Annotated in this window: 10 protein-coding genes; all 10 read left to right on the plus strand. The window is 51.5% G+C overall.

All coding sequences use genetic code 11. From position 1 onward, the window contains the following. Positions 1-635, plus strand: a 635-nt coding sequence (rpsB, locus tag AB1690_00465; GenBank protein ID MEW6013775.1) for a 30S ribosomal protein S2, incomplete at its 5' end; no start/stop codon positions are given. Between the two features lie 14 nt (positions 636-649). Then, the gene (gene tsf, locus AB1690_00470) at positions 650-1,243 is read left to right on the plus strand and encodes a translation elongation factor Ts (protein MEW6013776.1); all 594 of its coding nucleotides are present in this window, start codon (positions 650-652) and stop codon (positions 1,241-1,243) included. 2 nt (positions 1,244-1,245) lie between these two features. Then, entirely contained in the window at positions 1,246-1,968 is a 723-nt protein-coding gene (pyrH, locus tag AB1690_00475) for a UMP kinase (GenBank protein MEW6013777.1), read from the plus strand. A gap of 40 nt (positions 1,969-2,008) precedes the next feature. Further along, positions 2,009-2,566: a ribosome recycling factor gene (gene frr / locus AB1690_00480; protein MEW6013778.1), complete on the plus strand. Its 558-nt coding sequence runs from the start codon at positions 2,009-2,011 to the stop codon at positions 2,564-2,566. 283 nt (positions 2,567-2,849) lie between these two features. Next, on the plus strand, positions 2,850-4,343 hold the full coding sequence (locus tag AB1690_00485; protein ID MEW6013779.1) for an aldehyde dehydrogenase family protein: 1,494 nt from the start codon (positions 2,850-2,852) through the stop codon (positions 4,341-4,343). A gap of 191 nt (positions 4,344-4,534) precedes the next feature. Beyond that, the gene (locus AB1690_00490; GenBank protein ID MEW6013780.1) at positions 4,535-5,887 is read left to right on the plus strand and encodes a cyclic 2,3-diphosphoglycerate synthase; all 1,353 of its coding nucleotides are present in this window, start codon (positions 4,535-4,537) and stop codon (positions 5,885-5,887) included. Then, positions 5,884-6,849, plus strand: a complete 966-nt coding sequence (gene arcC / locus AB1690_00495; GenBank protein MEW6013781.1) for a carbamate kinase — start codon at positions 5,884-5,886, stop codon at positions 6,847-6,849. Before AB1690_00490 ends, arcC begins: the two co-directional genes overlap by 4 nt. 2 nt (positions 6,850-6,851) lie before the next feature. Next, positions 6,852-8,240 (plus strand): CCA tRNA nucleotidyltransferase, encoded by a 1,389-nt coding sequence (locus AB1690_00500; protein MEW6013782.1) that lies wholly within the window; start codon positions 6,852-6,854, stop codon positions 8,238-8,240. Next, entirely contained in the window at positions 8,237-9,397 is a 1,161-nt protein-coding gene (gene sucC, locus AB1690_00505; GenBank protein ID MEW6013783.1) for an ADP-forming succinate--CoA ligase subunit beta, read from the plus strand. Before AB1690_00500 ends, sucC begins: the two co-directional genes overlap by 4 nt. Then, positions 9,394-10,359: a succinate--CoA ligase subunit alpha gene (gene sucD / locus AB1690_00510; GenBank protein ID MEW6013784.1), complete on the plus strand. Its 966-nt coding sequence runs from the start codon at positions 9,394-9,396 to the stop codon at positions 10,357-10,359. The genes sucC and sucD overlap by 4 nt, the downstream gene beginning before the upstream one ends. Positions 10,360-10,412: the final 53 nt, after the last annotated feature.

Below are 10,412 nucleotides of genomic sequence, written 5' to 3' on the forward strand. Positions count from 1 at the left end.
AGACGCTGGACGCCATCAAGATGGCCTGTCAGAAAGCGAAAGAGGTTATCTCCCGCGGGCAGTCTATTCTGTTTGTCGGAACCAAGAAACAGGCGAAAGATGTGATTCGGGAAGAGGCGATACGCTGCGGCCAGTTTTTTGTCACGGAGCGCTGGCTGGGTGGTATGCTGACCAATTTCACCACCATCAAAGCTTCCATCAAGAAGCTCAAGAGTATGGAGCGGATGAAAGAAGAAGGGGAGATGAGCAAATTCACCAAGAAAGAAATCTCCCACTTCGAGAACGAGATGCAGAAACTTGACAAGGTTCTGGGCGGTATCAAGAATATGAATTACCTGCCCGGTCTGCTGTTTGTGGTCGATGCCAAGAAAGAGAAAATAGCGGTGGCGGAGGCCGCCAAACTGGGTATCCCGATTGTCGGCGTTATAGATACCAATGCCGACCCGGACCCGATCGATTTCCCCATTGCCGCCAATGATGACGCCATCAAATCGATTCGTATCATCACCAAGACATTTGTCGATGCCGCCATTGAAGCGCGCCAGTCGGTTTCGGAGCAGGAAATCATGCAGTCGGTGGATTCCTCCGCCGGCGAGCGACTCAGCTCCTATACATCCCCAGAAGAAGAGATTTAGAAAGGTTTCTAACAATGGAAATAACAGCGCAACAGGTTAAAGAACTACGGGAAAAAACCGGCGCCGGTATGATGGACTGTAAAAAAGCCCTGACCGAGACCGGCGGCGACTTCGATAAAGCCATCAATTACCTGCGGGAAAAAGGAATCGCCAAAGCCGCCAGCAAAGCCGGGCGAAGCACCAAAGAAGGTGTAATCGCCTCCTATATTCATCCCGGCGACAAACTGGGCGTCCTGGTGGAACTTAACTGCGAAACCGATTTTGTCGCCCGAACGACGGAATTCCGCGCCCTTGCCAAAGATATCTCCATGCAGATTGCCGCCACAAATCCGCTGGCTGTCAGTCGCGATGGGCTCGACCCCAAGGTGATTGAAGCGGAGACGGCTATTTATCGCCAGCAGGCTCTCAATGAGGGAAAGCCGGAGAAAATTCTCGATAAAATCGTTGCCGGCAAACTCGACAAATACTATGCCGAAGTCTGCCTTATGGAGCAGCCTTTTGTCAAAGACGGCGAGAAAACTATCACCGACATCATCAATGACGCCATTGCCAAAATCGGCGAAAATATCTCGGTGAAACGATTCGCCCGATTCCGACTTGGGGAATAAAGATGGAGCAAGGTTCAAGACCGAAATATAAGCGAATCCTTCTCAAGCTGTCGGGAGAGGCGCTGGTCGGAAATCGCGAATTCGGAATTGACCTTGAGACTATCGAATATATCTGCGAAGAAATCAAAGAAATTAAAAGCCTGGGGTTGGAGCTGGGAATTGTTGTCGGCGGCGGCAACATTTTTCGCGGTGTTTCGGCATCCCGTACCGGAATGGACCGAGTCACGGCCGACAATATGGGGATGCTCTCCACTGTCATTAACTCCCTCGCCCTGCAAGATAAGCTGGAACACTTGGGCATTTTTACCCGGGTGATGTCGGCGGTAAATATTGAATCATTCGCAGAGCCGTATATACGCCGGCGGGCGATTCGGCATATGGAAAAAGGGCGCCTGGTAATTTTTGCGGCCGGAACCGGCAACCCTTATTTCACCACCGACACCGCCGCCGCTTTGCGGGCGATGGAAGTGAGCGCCGAAGTGCTGATTAAGGCAACCAAGGTTGACGGCGTTTTTTCGGCTGACCCGATGAAAGACCCCCATGCCACTTTCTACCGCGAATTGAGCTATATGGATGTCGTCCAGCAGGAACTGGGGGTAATGGATCTGACCGCTATTACTCTTTGCAAAGACAATCAAATTCCCGTTATCATATTCAATCTGAACAAAAAAGGAAATTTGCGCCGGATAATAATGGGTGAGGAAATCGGGACTGTTGTCCGGTAAAAGCAACAGAATATATTAATTTAAGTCAAAGGAGCCCCCGATGACGGAAAAGATATATGCTGAGACTGAAGAGAAGATGAAGAAGAGCTTTCAGTCAATTCAGAAAGAGTTTGCATCGTTACGCACCGGCAAAGCCAGTTCGGCATTACTTGACTCTGTCCGAGTCGATTATCATGGCACCATCATGCCGCTCAATCAGCTGGCTTCAATTTCGGCGCCGGAAGCGCGCCTTTTGATGGTTCAGGCCTGGGACAAGTCTATTGTCGGCGAGATTGTAAAGGCTATCCAGAAAGCTGACCTTGGTCTAAATCCGGTCGTGGAGGGGAATATTATCCGTTTGCCGATTCCTTCGCTTAATGAAGAAAGACGTCGGGAGCTGGTCAAACACTGCAAGAAGATTGCCGAAGACGGTAAGGTGGCAATCAGGAATATTCGCCGTGACGCCAATGAACATCTCAAAAAAGCCGAAAAAGAGAAAGCTATCAACGAAGATGAGCATAAGAAAGGGGCGGAAAAGGTTCAAAAATTGACCGACAAATATATCTCTTTGGTAGATGGGCTGATGGCGGCAAAGGAAAAAGAGATTATGGAAGTATAATTGCAGGAAATGCAAGAGGTTATTAAGGAAGCGGGTTTGATGTCCGCTTCTTTTTTTTGAAAACTTGACCCGATTATAGGGGATTGCGTGCGATGGAAATAGCCTGCTTCAGGAACCGATACCAAAGCTGTTTGGGGCGGGCTAAACTTCTGATATGAAATAAATTGACAATTCTGAAATTCTAAATATATTAAAAACCTTGTTGATAAAATGCTGTGAATATTTTCACAATATTTGAGGCAGGAAAAAATTGAACTGCAATCCCATTTCTTGAGGTGTAATCATGTCCAGCCCTGTTGAATACAAGAACTTTATAGGCGGCGAATGGGTTCGTTCCCGTTCCGGCAAGACTTTCGAAAACCGCAACCCCGCCAACACCGATGAAGTCATCGGCGTTTTCCAGAAATCGACCCCGGATGATGTCAATGCGGCCGTGGCGGCGGCAAAAGAAGCATATAAGAAGTGGCGGTTGGTGCCGGCGCCCAAAAGGGCCGAAATCATTTACCGTATCGCTCTTCGGATTGCCAAAGACAAAGAACAGCTTGCCCGCGATATGACTCGTGAGATGGGCAAGGTTCTTAAAGAAACGCGCGGCGATGTGCAGGAAGCGATCGATATGAGCTTCTATATGGCGGGGGAAGGGCGACGTCAATTCGGCCACACCACCCCCTCAGAGCTTCCCAATAAGTTCATGATGTCGGTGCGTCAGCCGCTGGGTGTCTGCGGCATGATTACCCCGTGGAATTTTCCGATGGCGATACCGTCGTGGAAAATTATGCCGGCGCTGGTGCTGGGTAATACGGTCGTTATCAAGCCGGCAACCGATACCCCGCTTTCGGTTTATAACTTTGTCAAGATTATGGAAGAAGAAGGTCTTCCGCCCGGCGTCATCAACATGGTCACCGGCAGCGGCAAAGATGTTGGCGACCCTCTTATGAAACATAAAGATGTCAGCGTTATTTCCTTTACCGGTTCGACTGAAGTGGGACGGAGGGTGTCGGAGGCATGCGCCACGGATTTTCGCCATTGCCATCTCGAAATGGGCGGGAAGAACTGCATTATTGTGATGGATGATGCCAATGTTGACCTGGCGGTGGAAGGAGCAGTCTGGGGAGCCTTTGGCACGACCGGACAGAGATGCACCGCATCATCTCGTCTGATTGTGCATAAAAAAGTGCTGAAGGAGTTCACGGAAAAACTGGTTGCCCGCACCAAAGCGCTGAAGGTGGGCAACGGACTTGATGAGACGGTTGATATGGGTCCGGCTGTAAACGAGAGCCAGATGCAGACCGTTTTGAAATATATGGATATCGGCAAGAACAAAGACGGCGCCAAATTGCTGTGTGGCGGCGGACGGTTGACCGGCGGCGCCTATGACAAAGGATATTTTACGATGCCGACCATATTTGGCGATGTAACTCCCAATATGACTATATTCCGGGAGGAGATTTTCGGTTCTGTCACCTCCATCACCGAGTGCGGCTCCCTGGAAGAGGCGATTGAGCTGGGGAATAATACCGCCTATGGACTTTCTTCCTCGATTTACACTCAGGACATAAATAAAGCGTTTGTTGCCATGCGCGACCTGTACACCGGCATATTCTATGTCAACGCTCCAACTATTGGCGCCGAAGTCCATCTGCCGTTTGGCGGAACCAAGGAGACCGGAAATGGGCATCGGGAAGCCGGGATTGCCGGTCTTGATGTCTTTTCCGAGTGGAAATCAATTTATGTTGACTTCTCGGGGAAAATCCAGAAGGCGCAGATAGATGACTGACAAGAGGTTTTCGGTATAAGACGGAAAAATTCGGTAATGGCGCGCTGCAAATTCATATTGGGACAAAAAGGAATGCATTTGGTCCTTTATCTCATAACCTACATCTGGTTGCTGTCTTCAATCTGAAGAACTCAAAGGACGCTGGTAAGGCCGAAGTTGAAACAGCAAACCATTTGAAGGAGATGAGAAAAATGAAAAAGAGAAAAATCATAATCATGGGGGCGGCCGGACGTGATTTCCACAATTTCAACGTTCTCTATCGAAATAACAAAGAAGTTGAAGTGGTCGCTTTTACTGCCACCCAGATTCCTGAAATCGAGGGGAGACGATACCCCCGGTCGCTGGCGGGACCGCAGTACCCCAAAGGTATTCCCATTTTTCCCGAGGAAGAGCTTCTGGACCTGATTGTCAAATATGACGTTGATGAAGTCATCTTTTCATATTCTGACGTGCCTTACGATTATGTTATGGACAAGGCGGCATATGTCATGGCGACCGGCGCCCGGTTTGCGGTCGAAGGGGGATTTCCGACCATGATAAGATCGCGCAAGCCGGTGGTGGCGGTCTGCGCCGTAAGAACCGGATGCGGCAAGTCTCAGACTACCCGCCGCGTTGCCCAGGTACTGCAGAATATGGGCTTCAAAGTCGTGGCGGTCCGTCACCCCATGCCGTACGGAGACCTCTCCAAGCAGGCCTGTCAACGTTTTGCCACTTATGCCGACCTCGACAAGCATAATTGCACCATCGAAGAGCGGGAAGAGTATGAGCCGCATATCAATCGCGGTATTGTCGTTTATGCCGGAATTGATTATGAATTGATTCTCCATCAGGCAGAGAAAGAAGCGGACGTCATTCTCTGGGACGGCGGCAACAACGATATGCCTTTCTATCGCCCCGACGTTCATATAACCGTGGTTGACCCGCACCGACCGGGGCATGAAATCAGTTACTATCCGGGACAGAACAATTTCCTCATGGCGAATGTAATCGTAATCAACAAGATAGATACTGCGCCGCCGGAAGGCATCAACGAGGTTCGCGGCAATATCCAGTACTACAATCCGGACGCGGCTGTAATAGACGCCGCTTCGCCGATTTCGGTGGAAGATGCCGCGATTATCCGCGGTAAGAAGGTGCTGGTCATCGAGGATGGTCCCACCACCACCCACGGTGAAATGAAATATGGGGCCGGGATGATGGCGGCTATGAAATATGGGGCATCAGAAATCGTTGACCCGCGTCCCTATACTGTGGGCACCATCACAGAGACATTCCAGAAATATCCGGAGATTGGCTCGCTTCTTCCGGCGATGGGGTATTTCGGCAAACAGCTCTCCGACCTGGAGAAGACGATTGACCGCACCGAATGCGAGGCGGTAATCGTGGCGACCCCCATTGACCTGCGCCGCGTCATTAAGATAAAAAAGCCCTCAGTGCGGGTCTTTTATGATTTGCAGGAAATCGGGAAACCGGATATGGTCGATGTTCTCAAAGAGCATTTTGTTCCTAATCGCAAGGGGAAAGCCAGGTCAAAGAAGAAATGACGGATTCGTCATCGAAGAGTTTTAAGACAGCGGTGGTGGCATTGGGCGGCAATGCCATCACCCGCCCCGATCTGGAAGATACTATCGCCAACCAGTTTGCCAATACCCGCAAATCGCTTGACGGTATCATTGAAATTCTGAAAGCCGGATACAATCTGGCTATTACTCATGGCAACGGTCCCCAGGTGGGCAACGCCATTCTCCGCGTTGAACTGGCGCGGGGGCAGGCGCCCATACTGCCGCTCGGAATCTGCGTCGCCGATACCGAGGGGGGCATGGGGTACATGATTGAGCAGTCCCTTCAAAATCGCCTCAAAAAGGAAGGGATAACTCGCCCCGTGGTAACTATTATCACCCAGATTCTGATAGATATGAATGACCCGCAGACATCCAAACCGACCAAATTTGTGGGTCAATTTTATAAAGAGGATGAAGCCAAGCGCTTCGCCCAGGAGCGTGGCTGGGTAGTCAAGAAAGACTCCAATCGCGGCTGGCGGCGCGTGGTTCCATCGCCCGTTCCTCTTTCGGTGGTCGAATCAGAGACTATAAAATCCCTCGTAAGCAACGGCACCATAGTCATCTGTGGTGGTGGCGGCGGTATCCCGGTCTATATCGATGATAAAGGAAATCTGGAAGGATATGATTCGGTGATAGATAAGGACCTTGCATCGGCCGTCTTAGGGCGGGATATCAATGCCGAAATTCTCTTTATATTGACTTCAGTTGACCGCGTCGCGATAAATTTCGGGCGTCTCGATGAAAAGTGGCTCGATAAGATGACTGTATCGGAAGCCGAGCAGTATATGAAGGAGGGGCATTTCCCGCCCGGTTCCATGGGTCCCAAAATTCAAGCCGGAATAAAATTTATCCGCGACGGCGGCAAGAAAGTGATAATTACGTCGTTCAACTTGGCGGCGAAGGCGCTCGAAGGGAGCGCCGGGACTGTTATAGTGCCTGACTGATTATGTGCAGGATTACGAAAGAAGTGGTTACAGCGATATTAAAGAAAGGGAAGATATACGAGGTCGGCGGAGCCGTGCGCGATAATCTTCTGGGACTGCCGGTAAAGGAACGTGATTATCTGGTAACGGGGATACCATATCAGGAACTGGCGGCTCTTCTGCAGAGGCACGGTCGGGTTGACCTGGTGGGGCGTTCCTTTGGGGTAATAAAATTTACGCAACATTTCGGGAATGATAAGGTTACCTTTGATATCTCCCTTCCGCGTCGAGAATTCTCCACGGGAGTCGGGCATCGCGATTTTGCGGTATCCTTTGACCCGAATCTCCCGGTCGAAGAGGACCTGACTCGCCGCGATTTTACGGTCAATGCCATGGCGATTCCGCTGGGTGGAGGCGAAATTGTTGACCCGGTCGGCGGCAGGGCTGACCTGGAGCGAAGAATTATTCGGATGGTTTCGCCGCAGTCGTTTACCGAAGACCCTCTGAGGATGCTACGGGCTATTCAATTCGCCGCCCGCTTTCATTTTGAAATCGAGCCGGTCACTTTCGCGGCGATTATGGAGCATGCGGAGTTGATGGCGACGATTTCTCCGGAACGAATCGCCGACGAACTGAACAAATTGCTGGTGCGGGCAGAACAGCCGTCACTCGGTTTCCGCCTGATGCAAGAAAGCGGCCTTCTGAAACAGATTCTGCCGGAGCTGGAAGAGACAGTCGGCGTGGAGCAGCCGGGCGGGTTTCATATGTATGATGTTTTCGAACATACGCTGAGGACGGTCGATGCCGCCCCGGCGGTACTGCATATTCGCCTGGCGGCGCTATTCCACGATATTACCAAACCGCAGGCGAAGCAATTGACCGAAACCGGCGCAACTTTTTACGGTCATGAGAAAACCGGGGCGCGGGCTGCCGTGCGCGCCATGCGCCGCCTCCGCTATTCTAACGAATTGATTGAAAGTGTGAAGATACTGGTTGACCGGCATATGTTCACAACCGCCGTTACCGACAAAGGGCGTCGCCGTCTGATTCGCCGGGTTGGCACCGAATTGATTTTTGACCTGCTCGACCTGCGACGCGCCGATGTGGTGGCGCAGGGACGGGGCGGAAGCACGGCCGATGTCGACCAGTTCGAAAAGGAGATTCGCCAAGAGATTGAAAATCGCTCTCCTTTCGGATTAAGAGACCTTGCCGTCAAAGGAAATGATTTAATGGACGAATTCGGGCTCGCCGAGTCGCCGCTTATAGGCCAGATTCTGAACTACCTTCTGGAGAAAGTTCTTGATGAGCCCGGCGACAATGTTCGGGAGAGACTTCTGGAGTTCGCCCGTTCCTATCTTGCCAATCGAGACAATAAGAATAAAGCAACTAATATATCTGGAGAGACTGAATGAAGATACATGAGTATCAAGCCAAGGATATTTTTGCGGCCGCCGGAATTCCGGTGCCGCGAGGCAAAATGGCTTCCACGGTGGCGGAAGCGGTCGCTATTGCCGAATCCTTTGGGCGTCCGGTCATGATTAAATCGCAGGTGCATGTCGGAGGAAGAGGCAAAGCCGGCGGTATTCAGTACGCCGAAAATGTAGAAGCGGCGCGCGTCTGGGCGCAGAAAATTATTGGAATGGATATCAAAGGACTGACGGTCAAGAAAGTCCTGGTCACCGAAGCCGCCGACATAGTAACGGAATCATACGTCGGTATCATTATCGACCGCGCTCAAAAGAAGCCGGTTATCATGGTCTCGGCCGCCGGTGGTGTTGATATCGAGGAAGTGGCTGCCAAGACGCCGGAAAAAATTCATAAATTCGCCGTCGATCCGGTTTATGGCTTGCGCGCTTATCAGGCGCGCGACCTTGCCGCCAAGTTGTACACTGATATTAATCAGATTCGGCAGGCGGCAGATATAATTCTCAAACTTTATGATGTCTATTGGAAAGTAGATGCCTCACTGGTGGAAATCAATCCCCTGATTACCACTCCGGACGGCAAAGTGGTGGCTCTCGATGCCAAGATAAATATTGATGATAACGGTCTCTATCGTCAGAAAGAGGTCGCCGCCATGCGCGACCTGGATGCGGAAGACCCCTCGGAAGTGGAAGCCCGCGAGGGAGACCTCTCTTTTGTCAAATTGAACGGCAGTATCGGATGCATCGTCAACGGCGCCGGGCTGGCGATGGCGACTATGGACCTGGTCAAGTATTACGGCGGCGAGCCGGCGAATTTCCTTGATATTGGAGGCTCCTCCAATCCGCAGAAAGTTCTTACCGCCATGAGAATTATTCTTCGCGACAGCAATGTCCGGGCGATACTTATCAATATCTTCGGCGGCATTACCCGCTGCGATGATGTTGCCGCCGGCATTGTGATGGCGTACGAACAGCTGAAACCGGAAGTGCCGATTGTGGTGCGACTGACCGGCACCAATGAAGAGAAGGCGAAGGTAATTTTAAAGAAAGTCAATCTGGAGTCGGCCGATACACTCGACAATGTGGTTAAGAAAGCAATCCGGCTGGCGAATCTCGAAAATACGGAAGCGGGGGTGGGAAGATGAGTATCCTGATAAACAAAAAGACGCGGGTCATTGTGCAGGGGATTACGGGGCGTGACGGCTCCTTCCATGCCGAGCAGATGAAAAAGTACGGCACACAGGTAGTCGGCGGCGTTACCCCCGGAAAAGGAGGCACATCGGTCAACGGAATCCCGGTGTTCAACAGTGTCGCCGAGGCGGTCGCCCGAACCAAAGCGAATACCTCGGTGATATATGTCCCGCCGCCATTTGCCGCGGACGCCATATATGAAGCGGTCGATGCCGGCATTGCGCTGGTGGTCTGCATAACGGAAGGCGTTCCGGCGAATGATATGCTTAAAGCCTATGATTATGTGAAAAAGAACGGCTCGCGCCTGATTGGTCCCAACTGTCCCGGCTTGATTTCGCCCGGTGAATCGAAGGTCGGCATTATGCCGGGGAATATTGTGAAGAAAGGCTCGGTCGGTGTCGTTTCCCGTTCCGGCACCCTGACTTATGAAGCGATCTGGGCCCTTACCTGCGCCGGATTGGGACAGAGCACCTGTATCGGTATCGGGGGCGACCAGATTATCGGCACCAATTTTATAGATGTTCTTTCCATGTTTCAGGCTGACCCCGCCACCAAAGCGGTCGTCATGATTGGCGAAATCGGCGGCACCGACGAAGAAGAAGCGGCCCGATTTATTAAAGCCCGTATGAACAAGCCGGTGGTCGGATTCATAGCCGGCAGGACGGCTCCTCCCGGAAAGAGGATGGGGCATGCCGGCGCCATAATTGCCGGCGGCTCCGGGACAGCGAAAGAAAAGGTTGAAGCCTTGAATAGAGTCGGGATTCCGGTGGCGGCTTCACCGACCGAAATCCCGGCGCTCATAAAAGAGCGGATGAAATCGTTCGGCGCCAAAAAGCCGCCGAAGAAAAAATCAGCGACCGCCGTCAAAGGCAAGAAGTCGCCCCGCAAGAAAACCACCGGGAGAAAAAGAAAATAATTTCAGCAGTTTGGAAGTATAGATATACTCCAGGGAGTTTATGAAATGACCGA

The organism is Candidatus Zixiibacteriota bacterium (assembly GCA_040753495.1).
Lineage (GTDB): Bacteria > Zixibacteria > MSB-5A5 > GN15 > PGXB01 > DYGG01.

Excerpts from the sequence above, each read along its gene's own strand:
- tsf (MEW6013776.1), top strand. The coding sequence starts at position 650 with ATGGAAATAACAGCGCAACAGGTTAAAGAACTACGGGAAAAAACCGGC.
- pyrH (MEW6013777.1), top strand. The coding sequence starts at position 1,246 with ATGGAGCAAGGTTCAAGACCGAAATATAAGCGAATCCTTCTCAAGCTG.
- frr (MEW6013778.1), top strand. The coding sequence starts at position 2,009 with ATGACGGAAAAGATATATGCTGAGACTGAAGAGAAGATGAAGAAGAGC.
- AB1690_00485 (MEW6013779.1), top strand. The coding sequence starts at position 2,850 with ATGTCCAGCCCTGTTGAATACAAGAACTTTATAGGCGGCGAATGGGTT.
- AB1690_00490 (MEW6013780.1), top strand. The coding sequence starts at position 4,535 with ATGAAAAAGAGAAAAATCATAATCATGGGGGCGGCCGGACGTGATTTC.
- arcC (MEW6013781.1), top strand. The coding sequence starts at position 5,884 with ATGACGGATTCGTCATCGAAGAGTTTTAAGACAGCGGTGGTGGCATTG.
- AB1690_00500 (MEW6013782.1), top strand. The coding sequence starts at position 6,852 with ATGTGCAGGATTACGAAAGAAGTGGTTACAGCGATATTAAAGAAAGGG.
- sucC (MEW6013783.1), top strand. The coding sequence starts at position 8,237 with ATGAAGATACATGAGTATCAAGCCAAGGATATTTTTGCGGCCGCCGGA.
- sucD (MEW6013784.1), top strand. The coding sequence starts at position 9,394 with ATGAGTATCCTGATAAACAAAAAGACGCGGGTCATTGTGCAGGGGATT.